This window comes from Streptomyces sp. NPDC004838 (genome assembly GCF_053600955.1).
In genome coordinates this window covers 36,057-52,598 of the sequence record NZ_JBSGAW010000003.1, presented here as the reverse complement: position 1 = coordinate 52,598, position 16,542 = coordinate 36,057, and the positions used below count along the sequence as shown (strand labels likewise).

Annotated in this window: 19 protein-coding genes and 1 pseudogene; 14 read left to right on the top strand and 6 right to left on the bottom strand. The window is 69.6% G+C overall.

The window, feature by feature from the left end; genetic code table 11:
* Positions 1-176: 176 nt before the first annotated feature.
* Positions 177-764: a YceI family protein gene (locus ACWEFL_RS04820; RefSeq protein WP_451707462.1), complete on the bottom strand. Its 588-nt coding sequence runs from the start codon at positions 762-764 to the stop codon at positions 177-179.
* Between the two features lie 172 nt (positions 765-936).
* Positions 937-1,371, bottom strand: a complete 435-nt coding sequence (locus tag ACWEFL_RS04815) for a hypothetical protein (RefSeq protein WP_451707460.1) — start codon at positions 1,369-1,371, stop codon at positions 937-939.
* Positions 1,372-1,765: 394 nt separating this feature from the next.
* Between ACWEFL_RS04815 and ACWEFL_RS04810 the strand changes: the two genes are divergently transcribed.
* From ACWEFL_RS04810 to ctaF, 3 genes are all read left to right on the top strand, one after another.
* A complete protein-coding gene (locus tag ACWEFL_RS04810) occupies positions 1,766-2,770 on the top strand; it encodes an AraC-like ligand-binding domain-containing protein (RefSeq protein ID WP_451707457.1) in 1,005 nt (334 codons plus the stop codon).
* Positions 2,771-3,165: 395 nt separating this feature from the next.
* Positions 3,166-4,887, top strand: coding sequence for an aa3-type cytochrome oxidase subunit I (ctaD, locus tag ACWEFL_RS04805; RefSeq protein ID WP_451707455.1), 1,722 nt, complete (start codon positions 3,166-3,168; stop codon positions 4,885-4,887).
* Positions 4,884-5,279: an aa3-type cytochrome oxidase subunit IV gene (ctaF, locus tag ACWEFL_RS04800; RefSeq protein ID WP_451707454.1), complete on the top strand. Its 396-nt coding sequence runs from the start codon at positions 4,884-4,886 to the stop codon at positions 5,277-5,279. The genes ctaD and ctaF overlap by 4 nt, the downstream gene beginning before the upstream one ends.
* A 13-nt stretch (positions 5,280-5,292) precedes the next feature.
* Here ctaF and qcrB read toward each other — a convergent pair whose 3' ends face one another.
* The gene (gene qcrB / locus ACWEFL_RS04795) at positions 5,293-6,921 is read right to left on the bottom strand and encodes a cytochrome bc1 complex cytochrome b subunit (protein WP_451707451.1); all 1,629 of its coding nucleotides are present in this window, start codon (positions 6,919-6,921) and stop codon (positions 5,293-5,295) included.
* A gap of 188 nt (positions 6,922-7,109) precedes the next feature.
* Here qcrB and ACWEFL_RS04790 point away from each other — a divergent pair.
* Positions 7,110-7,442: pseudogene (locus ACWEFL_RS04790) on the top strand (cytochrome ubiquinol oxidase subunit I); the annotation flags it as partial.
* A gap of 125 nt (positions 7,443-7,567) precedes the next feature.
* Here ACWEFL_RS04790 and ACWEFL_RS04785 read toward each other — a convergent pair.
* Positions 7,568-7,747 carry a hypothetical protein gene (locus ACWEFL_RS04785; protein ID WP_451708123.1) on the bottom strand — a complete coding sequence of 60 codons (180 nt, stop codon included), beginning with the start codon at positions 7,745-7,747 and terminating at the stop codon, positions 7,568-7,570.
* A 262-nt stretch (positions 7,748-8,009) separates the two neighbouring features.
* Positions 8,010-8,165 (bottom strand): DUF6131 family protein, encoded by a 156-nt coding sequence (locus tag ACWEFL_RS04780; RefSeq protein WP_451707448.1) that lies wholly within the window; start codon positions 8,163-8,165, stop codon positions 8,010-8,012.
* A gap of 177 nt (positions 8,166-8,342) precedes the next feature.
* Between ACWEFL_RS04780 and ACWEFL_RS04775 the strand changes: the two genes are divergently transcribed.
* The gene (locus ACWEFL_RS04775; RefSeq protein WP_451707445.1) at positions 8,343-8,981 is read left to right on the top strand and encodes a TetR/AcrR family transcriptional regulator; all 639 of its coding nucleotides are present in this window, start codon (positions 8,343-8,345) and stop codon (positions 8,979-8,981) included.
* A 202-nt stretch (positions 8,982-9,183) separates the two neighbouring features.
* Here the strand turns inward: ACWEFL_RS04775 and ACWEFL_RS04770 are convergent, their stop codons facing one another.
* Positions 9,184-9,399: a hypothetical protein gene (locus tag ACWEFL_RS04770; RefSeq protein ID WP_451707443.1), complete on the bottom strand. Its 216-nt coding sequence runs from the start codon at positions 9,397-9,399 to the stop codon at positions 9,184-9,186.
* A gap of 142 nt (positions 9,400-9,541) precedes the next feature.
* On the opposite strand from ACWEFL_RS04770, the gene ACWEFL_RS04765 reads away from it, so the two are divergent.
* The 9 genes from ACWEFL_RS04765 (at position 9,542) to ACWEFL_RS04725 (ending at position 16,530) form a co-directional block, all read left to right on the top strand.
* A complete protein-coding gene (locus tag ACWEFL_RS04765; RefSeq protein WP_451707440.1) occupies positions 9,542-10,768 on the top strand; it encodes an acetyl-CoA C-acetyltransferase in 1,227 nt (408 codons plus the stop codon).
* A gap of 31 nt (positions 10,769-10,799) precedes the next feature.
* Entirely contained in the window at positions 10,800-11,555 is a 756-nt protein-coding gene (locus tag ACWEFL_RS04760; RefSeq protein ID WP_451707437.1) for an SDR family oxidoreductase, read from the top strand.
* Positions 11,556-11,580: 25 nt separating this feature from the next.
* Entirely contained in the window at positions 11,581-12,258 is a 678-nt protein-coding gene (locus ACWEFL_RS04755) for an HAD family hydrolase (RefSeq protein WP_451707434.1), read from the top strand.
* 73 nt (positions 12,259-12,331) lie between these two features.
* Positions 12,332-12,784, top strand: a complete 453-nt coding sequence (locus ACWEFL_RS04750) for a MaoC family dehydratase (protein WP_451707432.1) — start codon at positions 12,332-12,334, stop codon at positions 12,782-12,784.
* On the top strand, positions 12,781-12,909 hold the full coding sequence (locus tag ACWEFL_RS04745) for a hypothetical protein (RefSeq protein ID WP_451707429.1): 129 nt from the start codon (positions 12,781-12,783) through the stop codon (positions 12,907-12,909). Before ACWEFL_RS04750 ends, ACWEFL_RS04745 begins: the two co-directional genes overlap by 4 nt.
* Positions 12,910-13,158: 249 nt before the next feature.
* Positions 13,159-14,304 (top strand): acyl-CoA dehydrogenase family protein, encoded by a 1,146-nt coding sequence (locus tag ACWEFL_RS04740; RefSeq protein WP_451707428.1) that lies wholly within the window; start codon positions 13,159-13,161, stop codon positions 14,302-14,304.
* 59 nt (positions 14,305-14,363) lie between these two features.
* Positions 14,364-15,101 carry an SDR family NAD(P)-dependent oxidoreductase gene (locus ACWEFL_RS04735; protein WP_451707425.1) on the top strand — a complete coding sequence of 246 codons (738 nt, stop codon included), beginning with the start codon at positions 14,364-14,366 and terminating at the stop codon, positions 15,099-15,101.
* 18 nt (positions 15,102-15,119) lie between these two features.
* The gene (locus ACWEFL_RS04730) at positions 15,120-15,878 is read left to right on the top strand and encodes an SDR family NAD(P)-dependent oxidoreductase (protein ID WP_451707423.1); all 759 of its coding nucleotides are present in this window, start codon (positions 15,120-15,122) and stop codon (positions 15,876-15,878) included.
* Positions 15,879-15,906: 28 nt separating this feature from the next.
* The gene (locus tag ACWEFL_RS04725) at positions 15,907-16,530 is read left to right on the top strand and encodes a TetR family transcriptional regulator (RefSeq protein ID WP_451707420.1); all 624 of its coding nucleotides are present in this window, start codon (positions 15,907-15,909) and stop codon (positions 16,528-16,530) included.
* The last annotated feature ends 12 nt before the right edge of the window (positions 16,531-16,542 follow it).

Sequence of the window (16,542 nt, the reverse complement as noted above, 5' to 3'; positions counted from 1 at the left end):
GGACACGGCACTGCGCGAAAAGCGGCGCTCACGGCCGGGCGCTGTTCGGGCCCGGTGTGGCCCCTGGGCGGTATGGCCCCTGGGCACGGTCAGCGCGAGCGCCGGTCGGGCCGAGCCGGGGCGGCCACCTCGGTCCCCCCGCCATCGGCCGCGCCTGTCAGCGAGCCGCCGGGCATTCACCCCCGAGGTGATGAAGCGTCTGCCGTACCGATGTCCTGCACGGCCTCGACATCGACCACGACGTCGACCATGTCACTGACCACCACTCCGCCCCGGTCGACCACGTCGTTCCAACTCACCCCGAAGTCCTGGCGGTTGAGGCGCGTCCTGGCGATGAAGCCGGCGCGCCGCCTGGGGCCGAGGTTCTGGCCGTCCTCCCACCAGGGGGTGTCCCACTGGCCCAGATAGGTGACGGCGAAGGTTACGGGACGTGTCACTCCGCGTACTGTGAGATCTCCGGTGACCTCGAACTCGGTCGCACTCGCCTGGCGGACGCGTGACCCGGTGAACGTCCACGTCGGGTGGTGCTCGACATCGAAGAAATCGGTACTGCGCAGGTGGGCGTCCCGGTGGGGTTCGCCGGTGTACACCCGGGCCGCGTCGACCGTCGCCTCGACACGGGCCTTCTCCGGCTCGTCGGGATCGACCTCCAGCGAGCCGTGCATGTTCTTGAACTGCCCGCGCACGTAGGTGACCATCATGTGGCGGGCGCAGAACTCCGTGCTCGTGTGGCCGGGCTCGAAGAACCATCTGGTCATGACCATGGAAGCTCCCTGGTGCATTCCGCCCGGTCGGTACCGGACGCCGGGACCACACGCCCGGCTGCCGGTGACGCACACCGTGTGACGCGGGGCCGTGGTCTCCCTCGGAGGCCGGGACGACCGGCCGAGTCACCGTGGCGCACGGAGGCGCACGAAGCCGGGCGGTGGACGCGGGTCACCGGTGCTCGGTGACGCCCTCGATGACGAGGGAGACGCCGATGCCCAGCAGCCAGGCGTCCTTGGCCAGCGGGAGGCCCTGCTCGGTAGGGCGGAGGCTGCCTTCTTGGCGCATGCCCGGCGTACGCAGATACAGCCCGAGCGTGCCGGCGGCGAACGCGGTCAGCAGGGCTCCGGCGACGGCGGCGGGGACCACCGGCAGGAGCAACGCGGTGGCGATGGCGATCTCTCCCTTGGAGAGCAGCCGGGCGAAACGCTGAGCGTCGAGTCCGGCCAGGAACGGGTAGGTGGCGGCGGCGAACTGCTGCAGGCCCTCGGCGGTGGCCTGGTCCGCGCCGCGTTTCGACAGCCCGGAGTGGAGGAAGAACGCGCCGGCGGTGAGCCTGAGCGGCATCTGCCGCGCTGAGTAGTGCCATGCCGTACCGCATGTCATGCCGGGCCTCCCAATCGGTCGCCCCCTGACCACCCTGACATCCGCCCGACACATGTCAAACGCACAGCACCCGCCACGACACCGAGCACGGCGTGCCACCGCGCGCACGCACCGGATACGCGCCGCCCTCGACCGTGACATCGGCGCAGCGCCCCCACCGGTCCGCAGTGCCCTGAGCGTGCCTCACGGGGACGGGGGTGTCCTGGATGATCCGCACCCGCCTCTCGCTTCCCGCGTGCGCGGGCCCGTCGTGCGTGGATGGTCAAGCGCTGGCGACTGGTGTGCGTGGATCGTCAGGGCCGGAGCCGTCATCCTGGGGTCCGGTCGTACGGGCGGGCATCGGAGTCACGGTGCCGGCCGACATCGGGGAAGGGTCGCTGCGGAGGTGACGGTGATGCTGGTGACGGAGTTCAGCACGGAGAGCGTGAGCCCGCCCGACCGGTTCGACTGCTTCGCGGAGACCACCGCCAGCTGGCAGGTCCCCAACGCCCTCCGCAGCGACCAGGCGGACGACTTCCGGGCCCGCATGCGGATCCTGGACCTCGGAGCCTTCCACGTGACCTCCTTGTCCTTCCCACACCTGGAGATCGACCGCACCCCGTGGCACATCCGCCGCACCGACACCGACAACCTCCAGCTCCACCTCCTGCTTCAGGGCACCGGTGCCTTCACCCAGAACCACGCCGAAATCCCCATGAAACCAGGGCAGCTCGTCATCGTCGACACCTCCCTCCCCTCCCAGGGCACCATCACCGCCGCCCCCGGCGCACCCTGCTCCCTGGTCGTCTTCATCCCCCACCGACTCCTGTCCCTCCCACGCACAACCTTGAAGGCCCTGACCGGTGCCGCCATTCCCCTCGACAGCGGCATCGGCGCCGTCACCGCACACTGGCTCACCGACCTCGTCACCCACGCCCGCCAGTTCCGGCCCTCCGACGTACCCGCCCTGGCCGACGCCACCACCGAACTCCTCACCACCCTGCTCGACCGCCACACCGCCGGCCACAACGCCGCACCACCCGAAGCCCGTCCCCACGCACTGCTGGCCGAGATCCACGACTTCATCCGCCGAAACCTCCACAACCCCGCCCTGACCCCCACCGCCATCGCCGCCGTCCACCACATCTCCACCAGCCACCTCCACCGCCTCTTCCGCGGCCGCGGCCCCACCGTCGCCTCAACCATCCGCACCCAGCGCCTCGAACGCCTCCGCCGCGACCTCACCGACCCCCATCTGCACTCGCACACGATCAGCGAACTCGCCACCCGGAACGGATTCACCAGCGCCGCACACGCAGGCCGCCTGTTCCACCGTGCCTACGGCACAACACCCCGCGACCACCGACACCACACCCCGCCCCACCCCGACACCGGACCCGACGACGACAGGAACATCTGAACCGGACCGGGACACCAACCGGGTCCGGGTCGCAGCGGACCGGCTGCCGGAAGCGGTGCTGCCCGGCCAGGCCGCGCAGTTGGGGATGGTGCGCCCCGCCGCCGTGCCGCTGGATACCGCCTCACCCGAGACCGTCCGCGCCCCCGCGACCGGGGAAACGGGAGCGGTGCCCCCGGACGGGACGGAGGCCGGAGGGGAACGCGGGAACGGACGGGCACCGGACAACCGGCGCGGTGGGCGACGACGCCGACGGCGCTGTGCGCTGGGGTACCCCGGCCCGTGACCGATCGGCACGCGGGTGACGATGGTGCGCCGCGGCACGTCGTTGGGGTGACGGGTGGGAATGAGGTGCCAAGGTGTCCTCGGCAGGCCGGGGGCGATGACCGGGAGGACGGATGACGGAGGTACGTCGGCGTCCGTCGGCCGCCCGCCTGAACGAAGGCGTCGGCCGAAAGCGGGTCGCGCAGGGCGTGCGTCTGCTCGACCTGGTGTCGACGACCGATCACAAGACGATCGGCCGGATGTATCTGGCGACGTCCTTCGCCTTCTTCGTCTTCGCCGGGCTCCTCGCGATGGTGATGCGTGCGGAGCTGGCCCGGCCGGGACTTCAGATCGTCTCCGAGGACCAGTACAACCAGCTCTTCACCATTCACGGCACCGTGATGTTGCTTCTTTTCGCCACTCCGACCTTCACCGGCTTCGCCAACGCGATCATGCCCTTGCAGATCGGTGCCCCGGACGTGGCTTTCCCCCGGCTCAACGCCTTCACCTACTGGGTCTATCTCTTCGGCGGTCTCCTGGTGGTCGCCGGGTTCCTCACCTCCAAAGGAGCGGCGTCGTTCGGCTGGTTCGGCTACGCCCCCCTGAACAGCGCCGTGTTCACCCCCGGTGTCGGCGCCGACATGTGGGTCATGGGGCTGGCGGTCGCCGGTCTCAGCACGATCCTCGGCTCGGTCAACTTCATCACCACCATCATCTGCCTGCGCTGCCCCGGCATGACCATGTTCCGGATGCCGATCTTCACCTGGAACGTTCTCTTCACCTCGATCCTCGCGCTCCTCGCCTTCCCCGTCCTCACGGCCGCTCTGCTGGTCCTGGAGGCCGACCGCCGGTTCGGTGCCCGTGTCTTCGACGCGGCGTCCGGTGGAGCACTGCTGTGGCAGCATCTCTTCTGGTTCTTCGGACACCCGGAGGTCTACATCGTGGCCCTCCCGTTCTTCGGGGTGATCTCCGAGATCATTCCGGTGTTCAGCCGCAAGCCCGTCTTCGGCTATCTCGGCCTGGTCGGCGCGACCATGGCCATCACCGGTCTGTCCGCCGTGGTCTGGGCCCACCACATGTTCGCCACGGGCGCGGTCCTGCTGCCCTTCTTCTCGCTGATGTCCTTCCTGATCGCCGTGCCGACCGGGGTGAAGTTCTTCAACTGGATCGGCACCATGTGGAAGGGCTCCCTGTCCTTCGAGACGCCGATGCTGTGGTCCGTCGGCTTCCTGGTGACCTTCCTCCTGGGCGGACTGACCGGCGTCCTCGTCGCGTCGCCGCCCCTCGACTTCCATCTGACCGACAGCTACTTCGTCGTCGCCCATCTCCACTACGTACTCTTCGGCACCATCGCCTTCGCCACCTTCGGCGGCTTCTACTTCTGGTGGCCCAAGCTCACGGGCAGACTGCTCGACGAACGACTGGGCAAGATTCACTTCTGGACGCTCTTCGCCGGCTTCCAGACCACCTTTCTGGTCCAGCACTGGCTGGGCGAGGAGGGCATGCCCCGCCGCTACGCCGACTACCTGGTGGCGGACGGCTTCACCACGCTGAACACGATCTCGTCCATCGGCTCCTTCGTCCTCGGAGCGTCCACCCTCGTCTTCCTCTACAACGTCTGGCACACCCGTCACCACGGCGCGCGCGTCGGCCTCGACGACCCCTGGGGCTGGGGACGTTCCCTGGAGTGGGCCACGAGTTCCCCTCCGCCCCGGCACAACTTCCACGCCTTGCCACGGGTCCGTTCCGATTCCCCCGCCTTCGATCTGAACCACCCGGAGACGGCCGGGGAACCCGCTCCGGCGCCCGCCGACCGCGCGGAGGACGATCCAGCCCTCGGAAAGGAGCAGCCGTGAAGGCGGAGGCGTGGCTCTTCACCGGTACGGCGCTCTTCTTCGTGGTCGTCGCAACCATCTACGGCGTCTTCGCCCATGAGCCGGCCGGCCTGTCCGCGCTGGTCGTGTCCTTCATCATGTCCGGGCTGATCTCCGCGTTCCTCTGGTGGCAGTCCAGTCGCACGCCCCGGCGGCCCGAGGACCGTTCCGACGCCCGGATCCACGAGACGGGGGACCGCCAGTTCTTCTTCCCCAGGCCCGACAGCTACGCCCCGGTGCTCACGGCGGCCGGGGCCGTCCTTCTCGGCCTCGGCGTGGCCGAGGGGCTGCTGTGGATCTTCCTCGTCGGGTTCGGCTTCCTGGTCCCCGGGGTCTTCGCCTTCGTCTTCGGCGGACGGGACGACTCCGACTGAGCCGGCCCGCTCCTCAGTCGCGCTCACTCCCACGGGACGGGCCGGAGAGAATTCGCTCGCGCTGCTCCGCGTCGGCTGTCTCGCCCGCACGGTCGGCGTAGTACCAGGCGCTCAGCCGGACCCGGAGCCTGCGGGTCCGGCCCTGACGCGTGCTCTCACCCGGCAGCGGGGGAAGCTCCAGGGGCGAGGGCAGTTCCCGGACGAGAGCGGTATGGCGGCGTTCGGCCTGGAGGGGACGGCGCCTGGGGGTGAAGCCGCCCTCGACCCACTGCTGGACCTCGCCGGTCTCCTCACCGTCCGCCAGCCGCCGTCCCTCCCTCTCCTGGAGGCCCAGACAGAGCCGACGAGTCAACCAGAACGCCACCAGCGGCAGCACCACCAGGCATACTCGGAGCGCCCAGGTAAGGGCGTGCAGCGGCAGGTCGAGAATGAAGCTGATGACATCCTGCGCACCCGCGAGGAGCAGGACGGCGTACGCCATCACACCCGCAGCGCACAGGCCCGTACGGACCGGCCGGTCGCGCGGCCGGTCGCACAGATGCCGCTCGCCCCGCCCCGGGGTGACCCAGCGTTCGGCGAAGGGGTACGCGTACAGCACGAGGAAGAACAGACCTGGCAGCACCACCCCGGGAATCAGCGGATTCCAGGACAGTGTGTGGCCCCACAGCCGGGTCTCCACCCCCGGCATCAGCCGGAGCGCGCCCTCCAGGAACCCGACGTACCAGTCCGGCTGAGAGCCCGTGGACACCTGGTCGGCCCGATAGGGGCCGTACGTCCACACCGGATTGATCTGACCGACGGCCCCCATGACCGCGAGAACACCGAAGACCAGGAAGAACAGCCCGCCGGACTTCGCCAGATAGTGAGGGAAGGCGGGCGGTCCCACAGCGTTCCGTCCGGTCTTTCCCCGCCCCGCCCACTGGGTGTGCTTGAGATGGACGATGAGCGCCAGATGCACCGTTACCAGCGCCAGCAGCAGCCCCGGAACGAGCAGGATGTGCATCGCGTACAGGCGGGGCAGGATGTCCTCGCCCGGGAACTCGCCACCGAAGACGAAGAACGAGAGATACGTGCCGACCACGGGCACGGACAGCATGATCCCCTGCGCGGTCCGCAGACCGGTGCCCGACAGCAGGTCGTCGGGGAGCGAGTAGCCGGCGAATCCCTCCACCATGGCCAGCAGGAACATCGTCACCCCGACGGCCCAGTTCACCTCACGCGGCCTGCGGAACGCTCCGGTGAGGAAGACCCTCAGCAGATGGACCGCGATCGAGGCGACGAAGACGAGCGCGGCCCAGTGGTGGATCTGCCGCACCAGCAGGCCGCCTCGCACGTCGAAGCTCAGCTCGATGGTGGTGGCGTACGCCTGGGACACCGGCGTGCCCTGAAGAGGCCGGTAGCTGCCCATGTACACCGTCTGCGCCATCGACGGATCGAAGAAGAACGTCAGGAACACACCGGTCAGGATCAGAACGGCGAAACTGTAGAGCGCCAGCTCACCGAGGAGGAACGACCAGTGGTCGGGAAACGCCTTCCGAAGCGCGGTCCGGGCCGCCTCGTATAACGGCAGTCGCCCGTCCGCCCAGTCCGCCACGCGCTCACCGGGCCCTCGCGTCGACGCTCCCGGCTCCGAGACCGCCATCACCTCACACCCTCTGCCCTATTTGCTCTTATATGCCGGATATTCGCGTACAGTGTGATCGCTGTTCCCGGCGGGCAGGTGCTGACGCGCCGAGCATGCCTGTCGCCGACCGGAGTCCGCGTCGCTCGAGGCAAGGCGGTGTGGGCCCGGGGGCTCGCGGCCGGCGGAGGCTCGCTTCCCGGTAGCCGGTGGGGATTCGGTCAGGCCGGACCGCTGGGGCTCGCCGATGCGGGTTCGGCACCGGTGGCGATGCAGGCACCCACCGGTGCTACGGCCAAGTCGGCGGGTGGACCGTCTCGGTCGACCCCCGGGCGGCCATGTTCAACCCGGCGACCCCGTCCCGGACCGCCCATATGATCCTCGCGGTATTCATGGTCGCGGGCTTCCTCGCGGCAGGCGTCTACGCCTGGGCGCTGTTGAGCGGCCGCTACCACCGCCTCGGCTTCCGTGGCCCCTTCACCGTCGCGGTGGTGGTCACCCCGGTCCGGATCGTCGCCGACGACCGGGCGGCCCGCTTCGTCGCCGACGTGCAAGTACGGGCGTGGGCGCGCGGTCACCGGCCATGCTGCCGTTCACCGCCGGCCGGGGACGGCCCGCCGGCATGTTGCCGACTCCGGCCCCGGCCGGCGGTGATCCTGTGCGCCGGTCAGGGGAACAGCATGATCCCAAAGGCGATCACCACGATGATCGCCAGGATCAGCAGGATGACGAGCAGCAGTGGCAGCTGTCGCGGCCGCTGCCACTCGGTGCCCCCGCGCGGCCTGTCCTCGGGCAGTTTTGCGTCGTCGGGCCGGTCCCGGCGGTAGAATTCTTCGTCGTCCGCCATGGTCGTCACCACCTCTGTGCGCGACGTCCCCCCGGGGGGCCGCAGACGAGGCGTTGCGCGGCGACCCCTCGGAAATCCAGGGTAACCGTCGCCGATGCCGCACTCGTCTTCTCCGGTTCGCCATGTGCGTCGAGGTGGGACCGGCCGCGCATCCGGGGTGTCTCTGGCGTGGGTTCGCCTGGCGAACGGGATGTGTGCGCGGTGGGCGTGGTCTCCGCCGAGGACCCGAAGGGCGGGTGGTGGTGCCGCCGCGCCGCCGGGCCTACCAGTAGTGGCGGCGACCGCCGACCGCGTGGCCCACTGCCCCGAGGACCCACAGCAGGATCCCGATCACCAAGAGGATGATCCCGATCGTCCACAGGACGCCCAAGCCGGTGATCAGACCCAGGATCAGCAGGATCACACCAAGGATGATCATGGCCACTCCTCGATAGATGTGGCGTTTTACCCCTAAATAATGTGATTCCCGGTGGGTGGCGGGGGTAAACGCCGCGCCTGCTCCGGTGCGGCGGCGATCGCGACGCTGGACGGCGTGGCGATCGCCGCCGGGGCATATGCCAACGGACAGGTATGGTCCGGCTGTTATTCTCGATTCATGGTCGAGAATTCGGTGACGTCCAAGCCCGCTTCGCGCCCGGCGCCCGTGCAGCGCCGTGGCATGCAGCGTGTGCAGGCGATCCTTGCCGCTGCCGAGCAGATTCTCGCCGAGGAGAGCTACGAGGCTTCCACTCTCGGTGCCATCGGCAAGCGGGCCGGCATTCCCACCGCATCCGTCTACCACTACTTCGCCGACCGCAACCAGGTGGACGCGGCGCTCATGGAGCGCCACAGCCAGGACATCGAAGAAATCGTCGCGCGGGTGGCGGACAGCCTTGAGGCCGGCACCCTGCGCGAAGTGATCGACGCGTTCATCGACCCACAGCTGGCCTACTGCCGCGAGCGCCCGAGCCTGGTGGAGTTGTGGTACGGCGCGGGGCGCAGCCCCATGCTCGTGGAGGTCAAGGAGGCATGGGGCAAGGCGCGGGCCGAGCGGCTCTGGCGCTATCTGCTCGGTCGCAAGCTGATCGCCGCCGACGCGCCCCTGCTCGCCGCGGAGGTCGCCTACGATGCCGCCGACCGGATCTTCGGCGTCGCGTTCCAGCGATCGCGGACCGGCGACGAGGCCACGATCGACGAGGCGCGGCGCCTCATCACCTCATACCTCGAGACATACGCGCCGAAGCGACGCCGGTAGGGGATTGGTTCTGTCCGCGGTGCGGGGGCGTCGGAGGGGCTGACCGGCGGCGACCGTCAATGGCCGCACGGCCCCGGACCATGGCCGCACGGCCCCGGATCGGTTGCTGGACGCGGCCCCGCGGCTCTTCGAGGAGAAGGGCCGGCGGCGCTCCGGGGTGCCGTCTCGGCCGCCGAAGTGAGCCCCGAGTTCGCCGACCTGTTCATCGCGGGCATCGTGGCCCGCCGACCACGTCCGTCGAGACCCGCTGGCGCCGCGGCGCGCCGAACGGACGCAGGGCCGGGCAGGGCGAGTCGGCCGTACGCGGCGCCTCGTCCTGGAACTCGGTGGCGAGTGTCGCGAGGGCGCGGAGTGCGGCGAGTGCGCCGAGTATGGCGAGTTCAGCGTTCTCGGCCTGCGCCGATGCGTGCGCCTGCACCGGCTCGATGTCCCGTAGCCGATGCGGGACATGAGATAAGTCATCCCGCTCCGCCCCAATTGCCAGTTGACGGGTGTCGGTTGCTCGTGCACTCTGGGCCCATATGAGGTAAGCGACCGCTTAGCATGGAATGGGAGCGCACATGCCCGAAGCAGTGATCGTCTCGGTTGCCCGGTCCCCGATCGGCCGCGCCAACAAGGGGTCCCTGAAGGACCTGCGCGCCGACGAGTTGACAGTCCAGATGGTCGGGGCGGCGCTGGCGAAGGTGCCGGAGCTCGACCCGAGCGAGATCACCGACCTGATGCTCGGCTGTGGTCTGCCCGGCGGCGAGCAGGGCTGGAACATGGGCCGGAACGTCGCCGTGCTGTTGGGGTACGACCACCTCCCCGGCACGACGATCACCCGGTACTGCTCGTCCTCTCTGCAGACCACCCGGATGGCGTTCCACGCGATCAAGGCGGGCGAGGGTCACGCCTACATCTCCGCCGGCGTGGAGTCGGTCAGCCACTTCGCCAACGGCACCAGCGACCACATCCCGGGCCACGACGTGCTCAACCCGGCCTTCGGTAACGCAGGCCGGCGCACCCACGAGCGCTCGGAGGGCGGTGAGCCCGCGTGGACCGACCCCCGCGAGGCCGACGCGCTGCCGGACGTCTACATCGCCATGGGCCAGACCGCCGAGAACGTGCAGCAGGTCATCGGCATGTCGCGTCAGGAGCAGGACGAGTTCGCCGTCCGCAGCCAGAACCTCGCCGTCCAGCGCATCGAGGAGGGCTTCTGGGCCCGCGAGATCACCCCGGTCACGCGCCACGACGGCACCGTCGTCTCCGCCGACGACGGCCCACGTCCCGGCACCACGCTCGAGGGTGTCAGCGGGCTCAAGCCGGTCTTCCGCCCCGACGGCACCGTGACCGCCGGCAACGCCTGTCCGCTCAACGACGGTGCCGCCGCGCTGGTGATCATGAGCGACACCCGCGCCGCGGAGCTGGGCCTCACCCCGCTCGCCAGGATCGTCTCGACGGCCGTCACCGGGCTCTCACCGGAGATCATGGGCCTCGGCCCGGTCGAGGCGATCCCGGCGGCGCTGGAGAGCGCGGGCCTCGGTCTGGACGACATCGACCTGTACGAGATCAACGAGGCGTTCGCCGTGCAGTCGCTCGGCTCCGCCCAGCAACTCGGCATCCCGCTGGAGAAGCTCAACGTCAACGGCGGCGCCATCGCCGTCGGCCATCCGTTCGGCATGACCGGCGCCCGTATCACCGCCACCCTCATCAACTCGCTTCAGTGGCACGACAAGCAGTTCGGTGTCGAGTCCATGTGCGTCGGTGGCGGCATGGGCATGGCCATGGTCATCGAACGACTGAGCTGAGAAAGCGACCGAGCCGAGAAGGAGTACGGACATGAAGCGTCTCGAGAACAAGACCGCGATCGTCACCGGTGCCAGCCGTGGCATCGGCCTCGCCATCGCTCAGCGACTCGTCGCCGAGGGCGCCCGGGTCGTCATCACCGGCCGCACCAAGGACACGCTCGACGAGGCGGTCGCCGCCCTGGGCGGTCCCGCGCACGCGCTGGGTGTCGCCGGCAAGGCCGACGACAGCGAGCACCAGGCCGACACCATTCGCCAGGCGATCGCGGCGTACGGCAGCGTGGACCTGCTGGTGAACAACACCGGCATCAACCCGGTGTACGGCCCCATGATCGAACTCGACCTGTCGGCCGCCCGCAAGATCGTGGAGATCAACTGCCTCGCCACGCTCTCCTGGACCCAGCGGGTCCACGAGGCGTGGATGAAGGAGCACGGCGGCTCGATCGTCAACGTCTCCTCGGTCTCCGGCGTGCAGCCGGCTCCCATGATCGGCATGTACGGCGCCAGCAAGGCGATGCTGATCTCGATGACCGAGCTGCTGGCCGTCGAACTGGGGCCGGACATCCGCGTCAACGCCGTCGCGCCGGCCGTCGTCAAGACGAAATTCGCCACCGCCCTGTACGAGGGCCGCGAGGAGTCGCTCGCAGCCGGATACCCGCTCAAGCGGCTCGGCGAACCCGAGGACATCAGCGGCGTCGTCGCCTTCCTGCTCTCACAGGACGCCGCCTGGCTCACCGGCCAGACCGTCGTCGTCGACGGGGGCGTCACACTCGTCGGAGCAGCCGAGTGAACACCTCCGCAGCCGGGGGGCCGTGATGACCGGTACACCGCCGACCGCACCGGTCGAGGCCGTCGTCTTCGACTACGGCGGCGTGCTCACCCTGCCTGTGAAGGAGTCGATCGCGGCCTGGATCGAGGCCGACGGCATAGAGCCGCATTCGTTCTCCCGGACCCTCAAGGCATGGCTGTCCCGCAGCGCACCCGCCGGCACACCGATCCACCGCCTCGAGACCGGCGAACTGGACGTCGAGGAGTTCGACGCCCTCCTCGCCGCCGAACTCACCACGATCGACGGCCGACCGGTCGATCCGGTCGGCGTGCTCTCCCGGCTCTTCGCCGGGATGCGTCCCGACCCGGCGATGTTCGTGCTCGTCGAGGAGCTGCGCGACCTCGGCATCCGGGTCGCCCTGCTCTCCAACAGCTGGGGCGACATGTACCCGCGCCGGCGGATCGACGCGCTGTTCGACCCTGTCGTCATCTCCGGCGAGGTCGGCCTGCGCAAGCCACTGGCCCCGATATACGAGCTGACCCTCAAGCGTCTCGGCGTCGCCGCCCGGCGCGCGCTCTTCCTCGACGACGCCGAGCCCAATGTGCTCGGCGCGCGAGCCGTCGGGATGCGGGCACACCTGCACGTCGACGCCTCCTCCACCCGCGCGGCGCTCGCCGCCCTCGTTCCGGGCCTGCGCCCCACGCCGAACGGAGCCCCGGCATGACCGACACCCCCGTACCGAACATCGCGGTCGTCACGGAAGCCGCACGCGGCATCGTCTTGGAAGGGCCGAAGGCATGAGGACGTTCAACGGCATCGCCGAGCTGGAGCAGGCGGTGGGCACACACCTCGGCTACTCGGACTGGCGTACGGTCACCCAGGAGCAGATCGACACCTTCGCCCAGGCCACCGGCGACCACCAGTGGATCCACGTCGACACGGCGAAGGCGGCCGAGGGCCCGTTCGGCTCCACCATTGCGCACGGCTACCTCACGCTCAGCCTGGTTCCGATGCTGAGCTGGGAGGTGTACGAAGTGCAGGGTGTGCGCATGACCGTGAACTACGGCGCGAACAAGGTCCGGTTCCCGTCGCCGGTCCCGGTCGACTCGCGGGTGCGCGCCGGCGTCGAGCTCCTTGAGGTGACCCCTGGTGGCGGTGGCCACCAGGTCGTCACCAGGGTCACCGTCGAGCGCGAGGGGGGCGAGAAGCCGGTGTGCGTGGCCGACACCGTCAGCGTGGTGGTGGAGTGACGGCAGGCCGTCACTCGTTTCTGCGGGGCTTCGACCCGGCCGGGCTCGACGGCGTCATCGGGGTCTCGGCGCCGGCCATCCCCGGAGCCGTGGTCGAACCGGTCGCCACGGTGAGCATGTCCTGAGAGTCCGCTCATGGGCCGGTCGCCGCATCGTCGCGCGGCGACCGGCTCGCCGGGCACGTTCCCGTGTGCCCGAGGCGCTCGTCTCCGAAGGTGTCGGGGCGAGCGCCTCTGTCGTCGTACGTTCATCGGCCCTGTGGGCCCTCGGACCGTGCAGGGCGTCTGGTCCGGGGCTTGACGGGATGAACTCCGCCATGAAAAATGAGCAGTCGCATAGTAACTATGCGACTGCTCATTGATTGAGGAGCTACCGTGCGCCGTACCGTCTTCGACGTCGACCACGACATTTTCCGAACCTCTGTCCGGGCCTTCGTGGAGCGTGAACTCCGGCCGCGCCACGAGGAGTTCATCCAGGAGCGGTCAATCGACCGCGCCGTGTGGAAGACCGCCGGACGGCAGGGGCTGCTCGGGCTGCTGGTGCCGGAGGAGTACGGCGGCAGCGACGCGGGCGACTACCGGTTCACCGCGGTGCTGGCAGAGGAACTGGCGAAGCTGTCGATCGCATTCGCGTCCTCGTTCACCATCCACTGCGAGGTCGTCGCGCCCTACCTGGTCGAACTGGCCGCCGAGGAGCAGCGCCGGCGCTGGCTTCCCCGCTTCTGCGCCGGCGAGCTGGTCGCCGCCATCGCCATGACCGAGCCGTCGGCCGGCTCCGACCTCGCCGCGCTGCGGACCACCGCGGTGCGCGACGGCGAGTACTGGATCCTCAACGGCTCCAAGACGTTCATCACCAACGGCTACGGCGCGGACCTGGTGATCGTCGCCGCCCGGACCAATCCCGAGAAGGGCGCCAAGGGCATCACGCTCTTCGCGGTGGAGACCGGGACGCCCGGCTTCGAGCGCGGGCGCAAGCTCGACAAGGTCGGCCAGCACGAGGCCGACACTGCGGAGCTGTTCTTCCACGACGTGCGGGTCCCGGCCGCGAACGTGATCGGTGAGGTCGACCGTGGCTTCATCCACATGATGGAGCGGCTCCCGCAGGAACGGATCGGCGCCGCGGTCACCAACGTCGCGCACGCCGCGCAGATCCTGGACGAGACGCTGGAATACGTGAAGGAGCGCCACGCCTTCGGGCAAGCGGTCGGTTCGTTCCAGTACAACAAGTTCCGCCTGGCCGAGCTGGTCACCCAGATCGACGTGACCCGGGCGTTCGTGGACCAGTGCGTCGCCGCCCATGTCGAGGGCGGGCTGACGGCGGTGGACGCGGCCAAGGCCAAGTGGTGGACCGCCCAAGTGCAGAACGAGGTTCTCGACGCCTGCGTCCAGCTGCACGGCGGCTACGGCTACATGAACGAGTACCGGGTCGCCCGCGCCTGGCAGGACGCCCGCGTCACCAAGATCTGGGCCGGATCGAACGAAATCATGAAGGAACTCATCGGCCGCGACCTCGGCCTGTAAGGCCCGTCATCCCCCATCACACCCGTCACCTTCTTCCTTCCTCCCGATTGGAGCACCTGATGGGCAACATCGCCTTCGACTTCAGCGGTCGCACCGCGATCGTCACCGGCGCCGCACGGGGCATCGGCCTCGAACTCGTCCGCTTCCTGGCCTCGTCCGGCGCCTGTGTCTACATGGTCGACCGCGACGAGAAGGAACTCGACGCCGCCGCACCCGAGCTCGACGCCCGCCGGATCGCGGCCGACGTCACCGACGGCGACGACGTCGAGCGGGTCGTCTCGACGGCCGTCACCGAGACCGGACGCGTCGACATCCTGGTCAACAACGCGGGCATCCTGCGTGACGGTGTGCTGTGGAAGCTCACCGACGACGACTGGGACACCGTGCTCGCCGTGCACGCCGGCGGCACCTTCCGTTTCACCCGCGCCTGCACACCGCACTTCCGCGCCCAGGGCTACGGCCGCGTCGTCAACGTCACCTCCTACACGGGACTGCACGGCAACATCGGCCAGGCCAACTACGCCACCGCCAAGGCCGGGATCATCGGCTTCACCCGCACCGCCGCCAAGGAGCTCGCCCGCTTCGGCGTCACCGTCAACGCCATCTCTCCCAACGCCGAGACCCGCATGGTCGCCTCGATCCCCGCCGAGAAGCGCGCCGAGCTGACCGCCGGCATTCCGATGGGCCGCTTCGGCGACCCGAGCGAGATGTGTGCGGCCATCGCCTTCCTCGCCTCCGAGGAGGCCGGCTACATCACCGGCACCGTGCTGCCCGTCGACGGCGGCCTGTCCATCTGATCCCCAGGAGTCCGCATCGTGAGCATCCTCGACCGCTTCCGCCTCGACGACCGCGTCGCCATCGTCACCGGCGCCTCCTCCGGCCTCGGTGTCGCCTTCGCGAAAGCCCTCGCCGAAGCCGGTGCCGACGTCGTGCTCGCCGCCCGGCGCGCCGACCGTCTCACCGACACCGCCCGCCTCGTCGAGGCGGCGGGCCGGCGCGCCCTGTGCGTCAGGGCCGACGTCGCCTCACCCGACGACTGCCGGCAGGTCGCGGAGGCCGCCGCGGACTTCGGGCAGGTCGCCGTCCTGGTGAACAACGCCGGGGTCGCGGAGGCGATACCGTCCGGCCGGGAGACGCCGGAGCACTTCCGCCGCATTGTCGACATCAACCTGATGGGCGCGTACTGGATGTCCCAGGCGGCGGCGAAGGCGATGACTCGGGGCGGCTCGATCGTCAACATCGCCAGCGTCCTCGGCCTGGTCAACACCGGCCTGCCCCAGGCCGGTTACTCCGCCTCCAAGGCAGGTCTGCTGGGCCTGACCCGTGATCTCGCCGCGCAGTGGAGCCATCGCAAGAACATCCGGGTCAACGCCCTCGCCCCCGGCTACTTCGCTTCCGAGATGACCGCCCGCCAGGATGAGGGATTCATCGCCGACGTCGTGGGCCGTATCCCGCTTCCGCGCACCGGCGAGCACGAGGAACTCGCCGCGGCCATGCTCTTCCTGGCCTCCGACGCTTCCAGCTACGTCACGGGGTCCACCCTGACGGTCGACGGAGGTCTCACCGTCAGCTGAGGCGGGGGTCCGGGAGAATGGCCGGGTGATGACCAGCTCTGTACACGACGACCTGTGGGGCGACGCACGCCCGGGATCGCGCCGGATCATGGAGGCCGCGCTCGCCGCCTTCGCCGCCCGCGGCTACCACGGTGCCTCCACCCGCGACATCGCCGCGGCCGCCGGCCTGAGCCCGTCGGCCGTATACGCCCATCACCGTACCAAGGAGGAACTGCTCTACGCGATCTCCCTGGCCGGTCACCGCAGTGCGCTCGCCGCGGTCGAGCGCGCGCTCGCGGAGGAGAGCACAGCCGTCGGCCGGGTACGCGCCCTGGTGCACGACCACACCGCCTGGCACGCACGCCACCACCAGCTCGCGCGCGTCGTCCAGTACGAATTGGGCGCGCTCGCGCCGGAGCACCGCGACGAGATCGTCACGCTCCGGCGCCGCACCGAGCGGCTGGTGCGCGACGAGATCGCGGCCGGCGCGGCCAGTGGCGCATTCCGGACCGACGACGTCGACGGGGTGACACTCACCATCGTGTCGCTCGGCATCGACGTCAGCCGTTGGTACACCCCCGGAGGGCACCACACGCCCGTCAGCCTCGGCCGCCGCTACGCCAACCTGGTCCTTGCCATGCTGGGGACCGGCCATGAGGCCGCGGCAGGCTGATACCTCCCCGGC